At 47.3% G+C, this 21279-nt stretch carries 7 protein-coding genes; 3 read left to right on the top strand and 4 right to left on the bottom strand.

The window, feature by feature from the left end:
- Positions 1–16: 16 nt before the first annotated feature.
- The 4 genes from C5471_RS17815 to serB all read right to left on the bottom strand — a co-directional run bounded on the left by C5471_RS17815 (position 17) and on the right by serB (position 5084).
- On the bottom strand, positions 17–796 hold the full coding sequence (locus tag C5471_RS17815) for an ABC transporter ATP-binding protein (RefSeq protein WP_242688766.1): 780 nt from the start codon (positions 794–796) through the stop codon (positions 17–19).
- Between the two features lie 643 nt (positions 797–1439).
- Positions 1440–2687 carry a multifunctional transcriptional regulator/nicotinamide-nucleotide adenylyltransferase/ribosylnicotinamide kinase NadR gene (gene nadR, locus C5471_RS17810; RefSeq protein WP_133816348.1) on the bottom strand — a complete coding sequence of 416 codons (1248 nt, stop codon included), beginning with the start codon at positions 2685–2687 and terminating at the stop codon, positions 1440–1442.
- Positions 2688–2699: 12 nt separating this feature from the next.
- Positions 2700–4082 (bottom strand): DNA repair protein RadA, encoded by a 1383-nt coding sequence (gene radA, locus C5471_RS17805; RefSeq protein WP_133816347.1) that lies wholly within the window; start codon positions 4080–4082, stop codon positions 2700–2702.
- 24 nt (positions 4083–4106) lie between these two features.
- Positions 4107–5084, bottom strand: a complete 978-nt coding sequence (serB, locus tag C5471_RS17800) for a phosphoserine phosphatase (RefSeq protein WP_133816346.1) — start codon at positions 5082–5084, stop codon at positions 4107–4109.
- A gap of 116 nt (positions 5085–5200) precedes the next feature.
- Here serB and C5471_RS17795 point away from each other — a divergent pair, with 116 nt between their 5' ends.
- The 3 genes from C5471_RS17795 to C5471_RS17785 form a co-directional block, all read left to right on the top strand.
- Positions 5201–5845, top strand: a complete 645-nt coding sequence (locus C5471_RS17795; RefSeq protein WP_133816345.1) for a YtjB family periplasmic protein — start codon at positions 5201–5203, stop codon at positions 5843–5845.
- 436 nt (positions 5846–6281) lie between these two features.
- The gene (locus C5471_RS17790; protein ID WP_133816344.1) at positions 6282–7934 is read left to right on the top strand and encodes a ShlB/FhaC/HecB family hemolysin secretion/activation protein; all 1653 of its coding nucleotides are present in this window, start codon (positions 6282–6284) and stop codon (positions 7932–7934) included.
- Positions 7935–7994: 60 nt separating this feature from the next.
- Positions 7995–21279 (top strand): two-partner secretion domain-containing protein (locus C5471_RS17785; protein ID WP_166296222.1); only part of this gene is annotated, 13285 nt, incomplete at its 3' end.

Genomic DNA, 21279 nt, shown 5'->3' with positions numbered 1-21279 from the left:
GCAGGCCATTTCTCTGTCAATTATTTGCATATAAACGCGTAGTTTTATTCATTATGTTATGAGTAAGATGAGTATCATGGATAATCTTTCCTTCTTTCAAGGTAATAATACGATCCGCATGCCTAATAAGCCTATTATCCTGTGAAGCCACAACAACCGTTCCTCTTTGGTTATGAGCAATAAAACTTAAGATATCAATAGCTACCTGACAGTCATAATTATCAAGATAACTGGTGGGCTCGTCAGCAAACAAATACAAGGGACTTTTCACAATAGCTCTGGCTATTGCTACCCGTTGTTTTTCATTATCACGTAATTCATTGGGATATATATCTTTCTTGTGTTTCAGACCAACAATATTGAGTGCCTTAGTTGCCCTGGTCATGGCTTCCTGATGAGAAGTTGTAATTCCACAGGACAGAGATAATAGCAAATTATCTATGACTGTAAGTTCATTAGATAAATTAACTCTTTGAAAGATAAAACCACAATTCATCAAATGGAATCTATCTAATTCGCTGTTATTCAGTTTACCCAATTCTTTATCAGCAATTAATATTTTTCCTCTATCGAGACGCAATAACCCAGAAATCGTTGCCAGGAAAGTGCTTTTTCCCGAACTGAGATCCCCAGTAACCAAAGTAAATTCACCTGGAAAAATAGAAAGAGTGATGTCTAAAATCATTTTCTGGTTAGCTTTACTGTTAGAAAAACCATGTGAAATATCAATGGCTTCAATCGTAGCAATTTGATTCAAATTCATTATCTCAGCATAATAGTGTAAGAAATCTGGCATTATCAGTAACACTTGCAGCCAGAGCAATCCGTAAAAATACAGATATTCATCATTATAAGATTACACAAACGAGGGGAAATCATATAAGAAATATCTCAACTAAAAGTTGATCAATATTTCTACCAGTGACTATTTCAAATGGCTATCTGTATGCTAAAATTAAAATTTTACTAAGCAAGAACAGCCCACTTCTATCAACCACTCATTAACAATAGGCCATTATTTTGTTAGTGCAAATACAAAAATAACATCAGACAAATAATTTTATATATATAAAAACACCTTAACATAATAACAATGTGTTAAAATTGATATTTAATTTCCATATAACAACAACACAACAACACATCAAACGTTTAAATTTTTAATAAAAAAACCAACCTTATCTTATTCGAAAATAAATCACAAATATAAAAACTTTTATTTAAAAATCAACATGGAAGTATTTAATTATTAATTTTACTTTTATTCAAGAAATAAATAATCAATAGAAGTATCAAAAATATTAATAGCTATTATATATTTTATTACTTATAGGTAATAAAAACATCCAACCACAATATGAATTGTGGTTGGATATACATTGAATATATTTATTAATTTATCATATAAAATATTATATATGAATCTAATTATAAACGATTCAACTAACTTGTTGCTTAGGATTAACAGCTAAAAGTTGTTGAATTAGCTCTATACAGTGCAGAAAACGCTGATCATAGTCTGGTGAATTTACATTTACATATCCAATATTGTTGTCTTTCAGCATATCTTCCAACAATTGCTGGAACGCTTTACGATCCTGCTCGCTGCCAAGACTACGCAAACCGTCAGAAACCCAAGGTGTGTTGTTTTCCAATAAAATGACCAAATCAAATCGGTATTCATCAATCAATGCCTGAACAAACGGATGTTCACGTCCTTCATACCGCTTACAGAATGCTTGGGTAGTCACGAAATCAGTATCGACAAATGCAACTTTATTCGCATATTTTACTGCGAAATCAATATATTGAGCTTGTCCCAACGCGATTTTGTCATAGTCTGAATATTGCAGCGCCATCTCATCGCCTCCCAGATGAGAAAAAACATAATCACGACCATATTCCCAGGCACTGGTAGTATTAAAAATATTTGCCAATTTGTTAACCAATGTGGATTTACCACTGGATTCCCCACCGAGAATTGCCACAGTACGCACAAAGAAAGGCTTTACCTCTGTAGGGATATATTCCCAATGACGGAATGGATCCTGACGAATATGCCGGCCACTGATCTTCATAAACGAGCGCTGTGGATCGATAAGAATAGTCTCAATTCCCAATTGCTCTTTATAACGGGGAGTATCCTGAGCTTCACTGGAATAAATATAACTTGGATTAATCCCTTTTTTTGACATAAAGGCTTTCATGCCTTTACTCCACACGTCCCAACCATGTGGATATGGCTCAATTCCCTGTTCATCAAAAGAGTGAATATGAATATTTTTTTGATACTTAAACGTTTGAAGTAACCAACGCAGGCGATCACTGACCGTCGGTTGCTGCGACATGGAGCTGCTCATAAACAACGCCTTATCTCTGGGCTCATCATGGCAAAGGATGATATGTAACTCATCTACCTGACTACAAGCCCGTTGAATCAGATAGATATGCCCGGTATGCAATGGATAGAACTTACCGAATATCACCCCAACCGTTTTATGTTGCACAGGATATTGCACCCCTAAATAGTTATGGAGAGATGCCAGTTTTTGGGCACTGGGACTTTTGATTTTATCATTAATTAACTGGCTGAGATAACCTTTGGTCATACCGCTTGCATCAGCAACTTGTTGCAACGTACAACCTGTTTGTTTGATCGCTTCTTTAAGGTAGCCAAATTGGCCCATATCTCCTCCTGTTTAATCAAGATCTTCCATAACAGATAACGCATCTGCCAACTTTTTCACACCGAAAACTTTCATCCCTGGCAGCTCTTTTTTCGGCATATTGGCATAAGGCACTATTGCCCGTTTGAAACCATGTTTAGCCGCTTCGGATATCCGTTCCTGCCCACTGGGTACAGGACGAATTTCACCGGCCAGCCCCACCTCACCAAATACAACCAAATCATGTGGCAAAGGCCGGTCGCGAAAACTGGAGACTAAAGAGAGAAGTAAAGCGAGATCCGCGCTGGTTTCCGCGACCTTAACCCCACCAACCACATTGACAAACACATCCTGATCGGACATTTGCAAGCCACCGTGACGATGAAGAACCGCCAACAAAATAGCCAACCGGTTTTGCTCCAAACCTACAGCCACCCGCCGTGGATTGGTCATCATCGAATGATCTACCAGCGCTTGAATTTCCACCAATAGAGGACGAGTCCCCTCCCACACCACCATGACGGAACTGCCTGCTGTAATTTCATCACCACGGCTAAGGAAAATCGCTGATGGGTTACTGACTTCGCGCAATCCTTGTTCTGTCATGGCGAACACTCCAAGCTCATTGACAGCACCAAAACGGTTTTTATGGCTGCGTAAAGTACGAAAGCGGGAATCAGCTTCACCATCAAGCATCACTGAACAGTCAATACAGTGTTCCAACACTTTCGGGCCCGCCAGAGAGCCATCCTTGGTTACATGGCCTACCATAACAATGGCAACACCGCGGGTTTTGGCAAACCGGGTAAGATAAGCGGCGGTTTCCCTGACCTGAGCGACACTCCCTGGAGAAGATTGAATATCCGCCATATGCATCACCTGGATGGAGTCAATCACCATCAGTTTTGGCTGCTCCTGTTCCGCAATCAGACAAATCTGCTCAATACTTGTTTCTGACAGCATATTCAGATTATCAACCGGCAGCCCCAACCGGTGCGCACGCATCGCAACCTGCTGTAATGATTCCTCTCCAGTGACATATAAGGTTTTCATCTGTGCGGACAACTGACACATCGTCTGTAACAATAAGGTACTTTTCCCTGCGCCGGGGTTCCCGCCAATCAGAATCGCACTACCGGGTACAACACCACCGCCAAGAACCCGATCGAACTCTTTAAATCCAGTGGAAAAACGGGGAAGCTCTTCCAGACTAATCTCTGATAATTTCTGAACCCTGCTGACACCAGCATCTCCCGCATAACCACTGAACTTATCATTACGAGAGGAAGATACTGCGGCTAAACGTACCTCAGTAATGGTATTCCAGGCATGACATGCACTACACTGCCCCTGCCAGCGCGGATAATCCGCCCCACACTCATTACAGACAAACGCCCGTTTTGCTGCTTTCGCCACTCTGTACTCCCTAAAACGATTTTATTAACGTTCTTCGTGTTTAAGACCGCCACTTAACACACACAGTACTCCCATTAGATCAGCATGACGAATTGTCACTTTCGACTGTGCATAAACTTTCGGTTTAGCATGATAGGCAATACCTAGCCCCGCTTTGCGAATCATTTTCAGATCATTGGCACCATCACCAATAGCGACAGTTTGTTCCAACGGGATATCCAATTTTTTCGCCAGCTTCATCAATGTGGCAGCCTTATATTTAGCATCAACAATTGGCCCGATAACCTTACCTGTTAACTTGCTGTTTTTGACTTCTAATTGGTTTGCTACCGCAGCAACTAAACGTAAATTCTGGCGCAAATGGTCGGCAAAATAGGTAAAACCCCCCGATGCGATTGCTACATGCCAATCAAAAGATTGTAACTTACGCACCAAACTGGTCAGCCCCGGCATAAGCGGCAAATCTTGCGCAACCTGCCGCAAAATGTCAGCATCAGCCCCAGCAAGTTGAGCAACCCGCTCCCGCAGACTATCAGAAAAATCCAGTTCCCCTTGCATTGCCCGCTCGGTAATTTCGGCTACTTTGTCACCTACGCCGGCCAAACGGGCAATTTCATCAATACATTCAATTTGAATTGCCGTTGAATCCATATCCATTACCAGCAAACCTGGTGATCGCAACCGTGGGATCTGCCCCAAAGGAACCACGTCCAGCCGACACTCATCAGCCAGTCTCTTAATACGCGAAGTCAAACTTCCGGCAATACGTACCACCTGATAATCATCAATACGCCATGAAGAGACGATGACAATAGCAGCGCCAAGCCGGTGCTGAAAATTACTGATACGTTGTTTATCCAGACCACGGCCATATATCAACCAGCCACTGTCACCAGCCCGGTAATCCAATGGCATAACCTCCTCCCCACTTAACGAAAGTGGTAATCCTGGCCACTTATGGACCTCTTCCGGCAAATAGCGATAAGCCAGGTTATTAGACATTAATCCCTACTCCTGTAATCCCACATGACTCTGGCAGCAAAAAATCGCATTTCAAACTATCCTCCCTATATTGCATATGGCAACATTGAGTTGACCAACGCTTGGAAGAAATAACCATGACCAAAGCTAAATTAAAATTTCGACTGCATAAAACAGCTATTATATTGATTTGTATTGCGTTATTAGCATCTCTAATGCAGGGCGTTTCTTATTTTAGCCGTTCTCACCAACAGGCCCAGATGGATCAATTTGAGGAATTGGCGAAAACCCTGGCAAAACAAGTCGCATTCAGCTTATCCGATTATATGGAGAGTGGCAGCAAAGATCTTAATAATGAACAGATACTGGCTAATTTGCACTACCTGACCAAAAACAGCCGCATACTTGACGCCAGTGTCTATCTTAACAATGGGACACAAGTTGCCCATAGCGGAGAAAATGTATCGGTACGGGATCGCTTATCTTTGGATGGTAAAAAAGCCGGCAGCTATTTTAACCACCAGATAGTCGTTCCTATTCCAGGAAAAGAAGAACCAAAAGGTTTTCTGCGCCTGACACTAGACACTCACAAACTGGCGACAGAGTCCAAACAGGTGGACAACACTACTAACCTACTTAGAATCATGATTTTACTGGCTTTAGCAATTGGTTTTATTCTGGCACATAACCTGTTGCAATTAACACCCAGCCGCTGGCAACAATCGCCTTATTTGTTGACGGCCAACAGCAAATCAAACGAGAAAAACGAGCAAGAAGAATAATAAGTTAAAATATCTACTACCATCTCTCAACCAGTAATAGCTTATTTTTTGGCATATTTGCCGAAAAATAAGCACCCTGCAATAATAATAAAAATAAAATCCCTCACGACTTAATACCCAAAGATATAATTCCTTAAGTTATTTTAACTATAATTATATAATAATAATCTCAGTGACATATATCACATATTTATCAATAAATAGGATTGAATTAGAAATGCCTACATTATTCATTTAACCAATTGATTAATATCATTTTTTATATTATCCATTATTTTTCAATTAAATATAAGTCATTGTTTTTATTGAAAATTAAAAGGAAGCCATACGTCTTATCCATAGCGATAAAGTAAGTCTTACATATTGATTATTAAGTAAAATTAATGACTAATAGCGCCCCAAAAATTACATGACGTGTGCAGGATGCTAAAGAATAATGCAAAAAAAGGTTATTGTTTTTACTGGCTTTCTTATTGTTACTACCAGTGCTAAAACCATCGAAATATCAGATCAACAACTTATTCATCAACAGGAACGTCAGAAAGCCCTAGAGGCCCAATTAGCACCACCACCAGCGTCTATACCTGAAAAAACAGTACCTTCTGAATTTCCGGTCGATACGCCCTGTTTTCCCATTACGCGTGTTGTTCTTGAAGGAACAGAAAATTTTCCTCACTGGTTACCTCTGAAGCGTCTAGCCCAGAAGGGCGAAAACCAATGCCTGGGCACTCAGGGGATTAATGTGTTGATGACCCGGATACAAAACCGGTTAATCAGCCATGGCTATGTCACCAGCAGAGTATTAGCTCCCAATCAGCATCTTAATTCTAAGATATTAAAATTGGTGGTGATACCGGGCAAAATCCGGCATATCCGCTATACCGCCGAAAGCGGAAGTTATATCCAACAGGTAACCACATTTCCCCCTCGTGAAGGAAAACTGCTTGATTTACGGGATATCGAGCAGGGATTGGAAAATTTACAACGTTTTTCTACCGTGCAAGCCAATATGGAAATCGTACCGGGTGAACAACCAGGAGAAAGCGATATTGTGCTGGACTGGCGTCAATCACGACATTGGCAGTTAGCCACCTATATGGATGATTCAGGCTCTGAAAGCACCGGGCGCTACCAAGGTGGATTAACTTTATATCTGCATAACCCGCTGGCGTTGAGTGATCTATTTTATATTTCCGGTGGGCGCGATATACATTCTCCCTCCGGTCGCGGCAGCAAAAACTACACCATTCACTACTCACTGCCTGTGGGATATTGGACCGCAGGCATAACTGCCAGTAATTATGCTTATAACCAAACGGTAGCAGGGCTACACCAAGATGTTAAATACAGAGGTAAAAGCAACAACCTGAATTTCCAGTTAAGTCGGGTCTTACATCGTAACGCCAGCCAAAAAACCTCCCTTAACGGAGAAATTTATCGTCGTACATCCAGAAGTTTCACTGATGATACTGAGATAGGTGTACAGCGACGGGACACTGCCGGTTGGAAACTGGGTTTATCCCATCGTCACTACATCGGCAGTGCGACACTGGATACGGGAGTGACTTACCAGCAGGGAACACGTTGGTTTGGTGCTCAACCAGCCCCAGAAGAGATCCTCGGTGAAGCTACCGCTCTACTTAAAACAACCCAGTTTTCTGCCGCGCTTTCCGCGCCATTTACCTTATTTTCCCAGTCATTTTCCTACAAAACCCAATACATGCGTCAAATCAGCGCCAGACAGTTGACACCACAGGATCAATTTTCGATTGGCAATCGCTGGACTGTACGCGGATTTGACGGGGAACGGACATTGAATGCAGATCGTGGCTGGTACAGCCGTAACGAGCTGGAATGGCAAACACCACTGAATGGTCAATCCCTGTACATGGGAATGGATTATGGCGAAATTGGCGGACCGGGGAGCGAAAAACAGTTGGGAAAACGCCTTGCTGGTAGCGTCCTGGGTTGGCGAGGCAGTTTGCAAAGCGTGAGCTATGACCTGTTTGCCGGTATTCCCCTATCCAAACCGGATGGCTTTAAAACTTCACCGGTCACAACCGGATTCAATTTGTACTGGCAGTACTAATTCAGAATAACAATGCTGCCAGAGCGTAGCAGATATAAAGCGTGTTAGCGGAGAAAAACAATGAACAAGCACCTGTATCGCATTATCTTTAATAAAGCCCGGAACATGTTGATGGTCGTGGCTGATATTGCTACCTCCGGGCAAGGTAGTACGGTACGCCGCCGTAGCCGTCGGCAATCATCACAATGCCTTTGTCGGCTAACAGCGTTAAGGCTAAATTTGTTGTTGGCAACCGGTTGTATTTCTCTGACCGCACAAGCAGACATTGTGGCTGACCGACAAGCACCGGGTAATCAACAACCGACTATCCTTAGCAGCGCAAACGGCACGCCACAAATCAATATTCAAACCCCCAGCGCTGCTGGTGTTTCGCGCAATACTTACAGCCAATTTGATATAGATAAACAAGGAGCCATTCTTAATAACAGTCACAATGCTACCCAAACTCAACTAGCCGGTATGGTGGCAGGAAACCCATGGCTCGCCAAAGCAGAAGCCAAAATTATTCTGAATGAAGTGAACAGCATCGACCCAAGCAAACTCAATGGCTGGATTGAAGTCGCCGGGCGCAAAGCCGAAGTGATCATTGCCAACCCGGCAGGTATCACCTGTAACGGTTGCGGATTTATCAACGCCCACCGCACAACACTCACCACCGGGCAAGCGATGATGGAACAAGGCCGAATAAAAGGCTTTGATATCAGCCGGGGGGAAGTACGCATTGAAGATCTGGGCATGGACAGCTCACAACAAAATTACACGGAAATTATTGCCCGTTCGGTGGTAATCAACGGCAAGCTACATGCTCAGGATCTGAAAGTCACTACCGGGCGTAATATCGTTGACGCAGCACACAAGAACATTGAGAAAAAATCTGCTGACGACAGTAAGCTCCCGAAATTTACGCTGGATGTAGCCGCACTCGGTGGCATGTATGCCAATAAAATCACGCTGGTAGGAACAGAGGCTGGCGTGGGCGTACGTAACGCCGGTAGCATCGGAACAACAGCTGGCGAAGTACGCCTTACGATTGATGGACGAATTGAGAACAGCGGCACATTCAACAGCAATAGCGCTCTGAAATTAACCAATACCTCAGATTTAGAAAACCAGGGCAAACTCCTGTCACAATCCACTGTCACCTTAAAATCTGGGGGACAACTGCAAAACAGCGGCACGATTGAAGCACGAGGCAATACCACAATAACAGCGAACACAATACAAAGTGGCAATGGCAGTATTCTGGCTGCTGGTATTGATGATAAAGGGAAAGCCACGCAGCCCGGTTCGCTAACACTGAGCGCTAAACAGCAAATTCAAGCCAATGGACAAAATCTGGCAACCAATACCCTAGAAGTACAGAGTAAAAAGATTGATCTCAGCGGCAGCCAAACCTCTGCCAATGACATTCAACTCATTGCCAGTCAAAACGAGATTAGCACCTCCAATTCCACAGTCACTGCTGACCGCTTTACGGCTAAAACACTAGGTCAGTTTAACAATGATGGCGGTAAATTGGTGGCACGGGAAATCAACTTAACCACACCAGATTTATCTAACAATCAGGGGGAAATTAATCAGACTGGCAAAGGCGACCTGGTACTCAACACCCAAAAATTAAGCAACAGCGGCGGCACCCTTTTCAATGAAGGGAAAAAGCTGACGATCACAACAGAAAATCTGAATAACCATCAAGGACAATTACACGCTCAACGGATAGACATCCAGACAAAAGGACATAAATTCATCAATACCGCAGGGAAGGTTATTGCCCAAGAAAAACTGACCCTAAACAGCGGTGAACTAGACAACACGGCGGGTCTATTACAATCCGGCAGTGACATGATAGTGAATACGCACGGACAAAAGCTGACTAACACTAACAGTGATGACCAAAAAGGCACATTATTAAGTAACGGCGGACTAGAACTCCATACAGGTGATATCAACAACACTGCCGGCATCATTTCTGCTAAAGGAAAAACCACTCTTAACGCCGGTAACGTTGACAACACAGACGGCAAATTGTTATCGCAGCAGATGGCAGAGCTGACCACACAAGCATTGGATAATACCCGTGGACAAATACAATCGGAGTCCACTCTGTTACTGGATACCCAAAACCAAGCCCTGACGAGTACCGACAGCGGCAAAACAGGCGGTATCATTGCCAAAGATTCATTACGGATTTCCAGCGGTACACTGAATAATGATGCTGGCCTTATTCAAGGTCATGGCATCAACGTTGACACCCACCAGCAAGCACTGAGTAACCAAAGCGGCACCATAGCCAGTAAGAAAAACCTGCAACTCGACAGTGGAGAATTTAACAGTACCGGAGGGAAGATAAAATCTGATGGCAATATGACGCTGAACACTCACGGGAAAAAGCTGACCACAGCCCAAAGTAGTAACATGGGTGGCGTGGCCAGTGAAGGAACGCTGACCTTAACCATCGGTGAAATTGACAACCAAGATGGCTCAATTATTGGTACAGGAACAACAACCGTCACCGGTGGTGAATTGCACAACCAGCGCGGAAAACTTGCTAGCAAAACCGGCTCCCTGACCTTAACCGTAAACAAAACTGACAACACCAGCGGATTAATGCAATCCGCTGGTGACCTGACATTGGATACACAAGGTGGACTGCTGACCAACACCAACACCAACACCAACAGCGGCAAAGGCCAGGGTATAATCAGTACAGGCAACATGACGCTGACCACCCAAGGCGTCAACAATGATGCAGGCCTGATCCATGCGGGCAAAAACCTGATCCTTGATGGGCAGAAAGGCATTATAACCAACCGTAACAGTCAGCCCGAACAGGGCATACTAAGCTCAGAGAACTTAACTCTAACCGCAGATGCCATCGATAATCATCAAGGAACTGTGGCAGCCGATCAGCAACTCAAAGTGACATCTGGAACCGTTGATAACACTGGTGGACTGCTGAAATCCGGCTCTACTCTTTCGCTCAACACTCAAGGCCAAAAGCTGACTAACGCCCAGAGCGGAGAAAAACGCGGCATTCGCAGCGGCAGTGACCTAACACTGGAAGCCGGTGAAATCGATAACACCACTGGTGTGATAGATTCACAAGGCGAAACCACACTGACCAGCCAGAACCTCGACAATACCAAAGGAAAAATCCTTTCAAAGGGAAAAGCAGACCTGACAACACAAGCGGTCAACAACCAACGTGGACGGATACAATCCGCAGCCAGTCTGGATCTGGATACCCAACAGCAAGCGTTAAACAACTTAGTCGGCACCATAGCCAGTAAGAAAAATCTAAAACTCGATAGCGGGGAGTTAGACAGTACGGGTGGCAGGATAGAATCTGCCGGTGATATGACGCTGAACACACATGAGGAGAAACTGACTACTGCACAAAGCGGGAAAAAAGGTGGTGTTTTCAGTCAAGGCATACTCACCCTGACTACCGGAGAAATCGACAACCATGATGGCGTCATCATGGGTAAAGGAACAACGACGGTTACTGGTGGTGAACTGAACAACCGGGGCGGGACACTTGCCAGCGAAACCGGCGCACTAAAATTAACTGTGGGCAAAACTGACAACAGCGGCGGATTAATGCAATCCGCTGGTGACCTGACATTGGATACGCAAGGTGAGCTACTAACCAACAGCAACAGCGGTAAAGACCGGGGAATAATCAGCACAGGCAACATGAATCTGACCGCTCAAGGTATCAATAATAAAGCTGGTTTTATTCATGCAGATAAAGATCTAAGCTTGGATGGACAAAAAGGGACTATAACCAACAGTAACAGCCAACCTGAACAGGGGATCTCCAGCCTGGGAACCCTGACCATGACCGCAGGTACCATTGATAACCATCAGGGGATCGTAGCAGCTAATCAACAACTCAAAGTGACATCATCAGGAATAGTCGATAACACTGGCGGTACAATGGTCAGTCAGCATCAGCAACTGACACTGAAAACCGGTGAAATGGACAACACCGGAGGCTTGTTGAAATCCGGTACCACCCTTTCACTCAACACCCAAGGCCAAAAGCTGACTAACGCCCAGAGCGGAGAAAAACGCGGCATTCTCAGCGGCAGTGGCCTAACACTGGAAGCTGGAGAAATCGATAACACCACTGGTGTGATAGATTCACAAGGCGAAACCACACTGACCAGCCAGAACCTCGACAATACCAAAGGAAAAATCCTTTCAAAGGGAAAAGCAGACCTGACAACACAAGCGGTCAACAACCAACGTGGACGGATACAATCCGCAGCCAGTCTGGATCTGGATACCCAACAGCAGGAACTGGTCAACACTGACAGCGGTGAAAACGGCGGGATAATAGCTGAAGATTCCTTAGAACTGACTACCGGTAAACTGATCAATGACCGCGGATCTATCCGTGGTTACCAAACCCACATTAACACCCATCAGCAAGCGTTAAACAACTTAGCCGGCACCATAGCCAGTAAGAAAAATCTAAAACTCGATAGCGGGGAGTTAGACAGTACGGGTGGCAGGATAGAATCTGCTGGTGATATGACGCTGAACACACATGGGGAAAAACTGACTACTGCACAAAGCGGGAAAAAAGGTGGTGTTTTCAGTCAAGGCATACTCACCCTGACTACCGGAGAAATCGACAACCATGATGGCGTCATCATGGGTAAAGGAACAACGACGGTTACTGGTGGTGAACTGAACAACCGGGGCGGGACACTTGCCAGCGAAACCGGCGCACTAAAATTAACTGTGGGCAAAACTGACAACAGCGGCGGATTAATGCAATCCGCTGGTGACCTGACATTGGATACGCAAGGTGAGTTACTAACCAACAGCAACAGCGGTAAAGACCGGGGAATAATCAGCACAGGCAACATGAATCTGACCGCTCAAGGTATCAATAATAAAGCTGGTTTTATTCATGCAGATAAAGATCTAAGCTTGGATGGACAAAAAGGAACTATAACCAACAGTAACAGCCAACCTGAACAGGGGATCTCCAGCCTGGGAACCCTGACCATGACCGCAGGTACCATCGATAACCATCAGGGGATCGTAGCAGCTAATCAACAACTCGAAGTGACATCAGCAGGAATAGTCGATAACACCGGCGGTACAATGGTCAGTCAGCATCAGCAACTGACACTGAAAACCGGTGAAATGGACAACACTGGTGGCTTGTTGAAATCCGGCACCACCCTTTCACTCAACACTCAAGGCCAAAAGCTGACTAACGCCCAGAGCGGAGAAAAACGCGGCATCCGCAGCGGCAGTGACCTAACACTGGAAGCCGGTGAAATTGATAACACCACTGGTGTGATAGATTCACAAGGCGAAACCACACTGACCAGCCAGAACCTCAACAATACCAAAGGAAAAATCCTTTCAAAGGGAAAAGCAGACCTGACAACACAAGCGGTCAACAACCAACGCGGACTAATTCAATCCACAGCCAGTCTGGATCTGGATACCCAGCAGCAGGAACTGGTCAACACTGACAGCGGTGAAAACGGCGGGATTGTAGCGCAAGACGCCTTGGAACTGACCACCGGTAAACTGATCAATGACCGCGGATTTATCCGTGGCAACGCAACCCACATTAACACCCATCAGCAAGCGCTAAACAACTTAGCAGGCACCATAACCAGTAAGAAAAACCTGCAACTCGACAGTGGTGAACTCAACAGTACTGGAGGAACAATAGAATCTGATGGCGACATAACGCTGGACACGCATGGAGAAAAACTGACCACTGCACAAAGCGGGAAAAACGGGGGTATTGTCAGTAAAGGCACACTCACCCTGACCACTGGTGAAATCGACAACCATGATGGAACCATTACTGGTACAGGAGCAACAACAGTCACTGGCGGTGAATTGAAAAATCAGGGTGGAACACTCGTCAGCAAAAAAGGTGCGCTGACATTAACCGTGAACGAAACTGACAATACAGGCGGCTTGCTAGAATCCGGCACCACCCTTTCACTTGATACCCTCGGCCAGAAGCTGACTAACGCGCAAACGCAAAGTGGAAATAACCATGGCATACGCAGCGGTAGTGACCTGACTTTAAAAGTTGGAGAAATCGATAACACTGCTGGCGTGATAGGCTCACAAAGCGAGATCACACTGATCAGCCATGACCTCAACAACACCGACGGAAAAATCCTCTCGAAAGGTAAAGCGGACCTGACAGCACAGGCAGTTAACAACCAACGCGGGCTGATGAAATCTATAGCCAGCCTGAAACTGGATACACAACAGAAGAAACTAACTAATACCGATAGCGGTAAAGTTGGCGGAATTGTCGCGCAAGATACCCTAAAACTGATGACAGGTGAACTCACCAATGACCGAGGATATATCCATGGCAACGAAACCGACATTGATTCACATAAACAGACATTAAACAATCTGGGCGGCACAATACTCAGTAATAAAAACTTGCAACTTAGCAGCGGAGAACTTAACAGTACCGGTGGGAAGATAAAATCTGATGGCAACATGACGCTGGACACCCACGGGAAAAAACTGACAACCGCCCAAAGCGGCGACAACGGTGGTGTTATCAGTAAAGGGACGATGACCTTAACAACAGGTGAAATCGACAACCATGATGGCGTAATTATTGGCACAGGAAAAACAACCATCACCGGCGGTGAACTGAAAAATCAACGCGGGACCCTCTCCAGCGAAACCGATGCACTGGAATTATCAGTGAATGAAACTAACAACAGAGGCGGCCTGTTACATTCCGCAGGTAAACTGACACTTGATACACACGGCCATGTTCTGATTAATGAGAACAGTGACGATCAAGAGGGCATTCACAGCCAGGACGACATACTGATCACCAGCGGTGATTTACATAATCAGGCTGGCACTATTACCAGTCGTAAAGTTGCAACACTGAACACCGCCGCCGTGAATAACACCCAAGGCACTATTGTCGGCACTCAACAAACTATGCTCACTACCCAAGCATTCAATAACCTGAAAGGCACCGTCCGGTCTGATGGAACACTGAGACTGAACACCCAGGGCCAACGCCTGGATAACAACGGTGACAAAGGTAAATCAGGAAGAGTGTCTGCTCTGGGAGATTTGATGCTGGATATCGGTGAGTTAAATAATGACACCGGTTTTATCGCTGCTGACGGAAAAACCGACATCATCGGCACGACATTAATCAATAACAATGGTCATATTGCCGGTAATGGTGGATTGGAGATTCACAGCCAAACACTCACCAACCACAATGGCAAATTACAGTCGGCGGAAACCGTCAATATTGACACGAACAAGCAGCTACTGGACAACCAGCACGGCCGTATCATTGGTGATAAGGGAACAACAGTGACCAGCGGCAAACTGGACAACCGCCACGGACATATTCAGGGTGGGAAACTGGTTATCGACACAGGATTGGCTGATACAGATAACAAGGACGGTAAACTGTTGTCAGCAGGCACCATGAACCTGGATACCCAGCAACTCGACAACCGTCACGGACAGATCAACGCTGTGGGTGACTCAACACTTAACGCGAAGAAACAAACGAACAACACTGACGGCTTTATCCATGGTGACCAACGGCTGACTCTAGACACGGCAGAACTGATTAACCGGGAGACTAATTATCCTGAGCGGGGAACTGAAGCTCAACACCTGATCATTAAAGCTCAACAAGTGGATAACACTCAAGGCGCATTACGGGGGGCCGACAGCCTGCAAACCATCGTCAGTCAGACACTGGATAACACACAGGGACTGATTTCTGGTGGAAAGCAACTCACCATTGAAGACGAAGATCAGAAACTGACGGTTAACAATCAAAAAGGCATTTTAATTGCGAGTGAAAAAACCAGTATCAAAGTTGACACTCTGAGTGGTGGCGGGCAGGTGTTATCACAGGGCGATATGGAGATAAAGTTAAAACAGGATTTCCACAACACTGATAACATCGCCGCCAACGGCAAGCTATCTCTGGAAACCGCAGGCAACATCATCAATGACAGCACAATTAAAGCCGGACAGGCGTATCTGGCAGCAAAAAACCTCACCAACACCCAAGCTGCGGAGATCAGTGCCGAGAAAACCCGCTTCAATATCCGTGACACATTGACTAACACGGGACTTATTGACGGCGATCTCACCCATCTGATAACCAAAATACTGGACAACACCGGCACCGGACGTATTTACGGTGACCAGATAGCCCTCCAGACAGGCACGCTCAATAACACCGCACTGAATGGCAAAGCCGCTGTCATTGCCGCTCGAGATCAAATGGACATTGCTACCGGGACTCTAAACAACCTTAACCATGCTCAGATTTACAGCGTGGGCGATATGCGCATCGGCGGACAACTGGATGAAAACCTAGCCGCCACCAGTCAGACCGGCAAGCTCAACAACCACGCGGCAACCATTGAGGCAGGCGGTAACCTAAGGATTGATGCCGCTATTATCCGTAATACCAATGACCGACTAGTGACACAGGTGGTGGAAGTAGAAAAATCCCAGCGTCATGAAGCGGTATTGAGCGAACACACTACCCGCTATGACTGGTCGCAAGTAGACACATCCTACCGAAACAAATACGGTGTGCACGACGCCATTATGCCTGATGGCAGCGGGAGTAATGAATTTTACGAGTACCAGTACACTCATACCATCACAGAAACCCAGATAAAAGAGAGCGATCCAGGTAAAATTCTGGCAGGGGGCAATATGACCCTGAATAGTGCGACGTTGACCAACAATGACAGTCAAATCGTGGCTGGCGCTACACTGGACGGTAATATTGATGAACTGCACAACAACGCTACCAAAGGTGAACGCATTATCATGGATGAAGGCCACCAGATCCGCTGGTACGCCAAAAAGAAAAAACGCAAAGGTCGTGGCACCAAAACATCCCAGGGGAGAAGTTGGAGCGATTATCACCCGGCACCGGTAACCGAAACCATCGACCTGAAAGCGCTGGCTTGGCAGTCCAATACCCGCCCAGATACAGCCGGCATAACGATCAGTAACCGGCAGACGGGCAGTGTTCAGAACTCACCCGCTGGGATTAATCTGACCTCAAGAATGGCGGAAGCCGGTGAAGTTACGTTCACGAACGCGACTATCAACGCCATCACACTCAACATCCCGACACAGACTGACGACCGAGGAACCACCGTAACTATCCCTACGGAAACAGTCACACTGCCGGACAGGAACACATCGGCTGATCGCCCATTATTTTCTCATACGGGCCAACAGACTGAGCTGGTATTACCATCTGGTACAGTGGCACTGCCGAACAGAGACGCGTTGCCTGAGCTCCCAACTCTTTCTCCTACGAGTCAACAAACCGAGCTGGTATTGTCATCCGGCACAGTGGCACTGCCGAACAGAGACGCTCTGGTTGAACACCCATCACTTTCACCGGCCCAACAGACTGAACGGGTGCTGCCACCCGCCACCGTTACCCTGCCAAACAGTGGCACACTGGCTGAACGTCCGCTCGTATTACCGACAGGTCAACAATTTGAACTGACACTGCCGCCTGATACGGTCAAGGGACAAGTCGTCTCGCCTCTTATCCGTGTCGTGGCTCCAGATACCCGCCTGCCGGATAACAGCCTGTACATCGTGCAACCGGGTAGTGACAGCCACTATCTGGTAGAAACCGATCCCAAATTCACCCAGTATAAAAAATGGCTGGGCACGGATTATATGCAACAACAGCTCACCAATGATCCGGCACTGACCCACAAACGCCTAGGCGACGGATTCTATGAACAGCGTCTGGTACGTGAGCAAATCACCCAGTTGACCGGCCAACGTTATCTGGCTGGTCACAACAACGATGAAGCCCAATTCAAAGCGTTGATGGAAGCCGGGGTCTCCTTCAGCAAGCAACAACAACTGACCCCAGGTATCGCACTGAGTCCGTCACAAATGTCTCTGCTCACCTCGGACATCATCTGGCTGACCAACCGGACGGTGACCCTGCCGAATGGCACAACACAGACCGTGACCGTGCCGCAGGTCTACGCCCGGGTCAATAAAGGCGACCTGACCGGAGATGGCGCTCTGTTATCCGGTCGTAACGTGGTACTAAACAGCCGGGTCGATATCACCAACAGTGGTGCCATCAGAGGACGTGAAGTCACCGGATTGACCGCTAAAAACCTAACCAACAGTGGCTTTATTCAGGGCGGCAAAGTAGATTTAACCGCACAGCAGGATATCACCAACCTGGGCGGCAGCATTCAAGGGCAAGATAGAGTTTCTGCGCTGGCAGGCCGGGATATCACCAGTACCTCTACCCTGCGCGATGACAATATTAACCGCTGGCTGGACCGCCCAGCGGGGATTTATGTCCAGAATGACCAGGGTACCTTGTCGCTGAAAGCCATCAACAACGTCCAACTTACTGCCAGCAAAGTCGATAACGCCGGTAAAGACAGTCAGACAGAGATAACGGCAGGCCGTGACCTGACATTGGACACCCTGCGCACCCGTCGCACAGAAAACGGCGATTGGGGGAACGATAACTACCGCCATTTGACGCAGGAGCACGACACCGGCAGCCAAATAACCACCGCTGGTAACCTGGCACTACGAGCCGGCAATAACCTCAATGCTACCGCCGCTAATGTAAATGCCGATCAGCAACTGACAGCCCAGGCAGGGAACAATCTCACCCTGAATGCCGGTATCGCTTCATCAGACCTGGTCGAGCATAGTAAACAGACCAGCAAAGGTTTGCTCTCTAAATCATCAGTCGAAACCCACGACGAAATACATGAGCGCCGGGCAGTGAGCACCACCCTTAGCGGAGACAGCGTCACCGTGCAAGCTGGTAATGACATGAACATCATCGGCAGTAACGTGGCTGGCACCCAGGAGGTCAATCTGGCCGCCGGCAATCAGCTCACCGTCACCACCGCAGATGAAGCCCGTCACGAGACACACCTGCGGAAAGAGAAAAAATCCGGCCTGATGGGTACCGGCGGTATCGGCTTTACCGTCGGTCAGGCCAGCCAAAAATCCACCACTGACATCGACAGCAACCTCAGCAAAGGCAGTACCGTTGGCAGTAGTCAGGGCAATGTCACTCTCAACGCGGGAGAACGGCTCAACGTTCACGGCAGTGATGTGGTCGCGGGCCGGGATATGACCCTCACCGGCCAAGATGTCAATATCACCAGCGCGGAAAACAGCCATACCGCTATCTCCAAAACTGAACAGAAACAAAGCGGTCTGACTGTGGCCCTGTCCGGGACAGCCGGCAGTGCCGTGAATACTGCGGTACAAACCGTCAAAGCCGCCAGCAATGAAAGTGACAGTCGACTGAAAGCCTTACAAGGCACCAAAGCCGCCCTCAGCGGGGTCCAGGCGGTTCAGGCCGCCCGACTGGCCGATGCCAAAGGCGGTGACAACAAAACCAACAACAACCTGGTGGGTATCAACCTGTCCTACGGTAGCCAGTCCTCCCGTTCAGAGCAGAAACAGCACCAGACCACTCAACACGGCAGCAGCCTGACCACTGGGGATAACCTTAATATCACCGCTACCGGCAACGACACTCTTGATCAGAATGGCGATATCCGTGTTCAGGGCGGTCAGTTACAGGCAGGCAAAGACCTACAACTCAATGCCAACCGGGATATCCAACTGACCTCCAGTCAGAATACCGAACAGACCACCGGCAAAAACAGCAGTAGCGGCGGCTCACTCGGCGTAGGCTTCACCGCCGGGCCAGGCGGCACAGGTTTGAATGTCTCTGCTAACGTCAACCACGGCAAAGGCCGTGAAAGCGATGACGGCATCAGCCATAACGAAACCACAGTGGATGCGGGGCAAACCGTCATCCTCAATGCCGGCCGGGATGCCACCCTCAAAGGTGCCCAGGTCAGTGGCGAACAGATTACCACCGACGTAAAACGCAACCTGACGCTCACCAGCGAGCAGGACAGCAACCGCTACGATATGAAGCAGCAGAACGTCAGTGCCGGTGTCAGTGTCACGGTAGGCCCTCAGACTGATGGGACAGTGAGTCTCAGTATTGGCCGCGACAAAATCCACAGCAACTTTGACTCCGTGCAGGAACAGACCGGGCTGTTTGCCGGCAAAGGCGGCTATGAGGTGAAAGTGGGTGAACACACCCAGCTTGACGGTTCGGTGATTGCTAGTATCGCCGATAAAGACAAAAACACCCTGGAGACCGGTACCCTGAGCTTCGGGGATATTCAAAACAAAGCGGATTTCAAAACCGAACACCGGAGCGCCGGATTCAGCACCGGCGGACCGGTAGGGAGCTCATTGCTGAGTAATCTGGCCGCCAATACCCTGGGGGGCGCGAATAAAGAAGGCCATGCCCAAAGTACCACTCATGCTGCCGTTAGTGACGGCACGATTACTATCCGGGATAAGGACCATCAACAGCAGGATATCACCACCCTGAGCCGTGATACGGATAATGCCGGCAATGCGTTAAGTCCTATCTTTGATAAAGAGAAAGAGCAGAAACGCCTGAGACAGGCACAACTCATTCGGGAAATCAGCGCACAGGTAATTGATATTGCCGGTACTGAAGGGTCTATTATCGCCACCAAAGCTGCTAACGCGAAAATGGCGAATATCAACGAGCAGGACAAAGCGGATGCCAGAGCGAAACTGGCGAAAACCAGTACTCTCCCCCCAACAGAGGATGACATCAAAAACCAAATCTACAACACGGCTTACAATCAGGCACTGAATGATTCCGGCTTTGGTACCGGCGGTAAATACCAGACCGCCTTACAGGCTGCAACGGCAGCCATTCAGGGGCTGGCTGGAGGTGATATTGGTCAGGCACTGGCGGGTGGGGCTTCACCGTATCTGGCCGGGGTGATTAAGGATATGACCACCGACCGGCAAACCGGTAAAGTTGACATCACCACCAATACGCTGGCCCATGCGATTCTGGGAGCTGCGGTTGCGGAAGCCAGTGGGAACAGTGCATTGGCGGGCGCTGCGGGTGGGGCTTCCGGTGAACTGGCCGCCCAGGCACTGATGAAGTATTTTCATGGTGAAGATGTTAAAGTCAGTGACTTAAGTGAAGAGGAAAAGCAGACTATCAGCACCCTCTCCACCTTGGCGGCGGGTCTGGCAGGTGGAATTGCAGGAGACTCTACCGGCAGCGCCGTTACCGGTGCTCAGGCTGGGAAGAATGCGGTGGAGAATAACTTTTTGAGCGTGAATGAGCTGGACAGTTTTGCGCACCAAGCCCGCACCTGTGAAGGCGAAAGCTGCAAACAAGTGATCAAGGATATGGTGGAGACCAATATCCGTAATCAGCAGG

Source organism: Photorhabdus tasmaniensis (assembly GCF_011189505.1).
GTDB lineage: Bacteria > Pseudomonadota > Gammaproteobacteria > Enterobacterales > Enterobacteriaceae > Photorhabdus > Photorhabdus tasmaniensis.
Note: the sequence above shows the minus strand (reverse complement) of the source record. Positions and strands in the feature narration are given on the sequence as shown.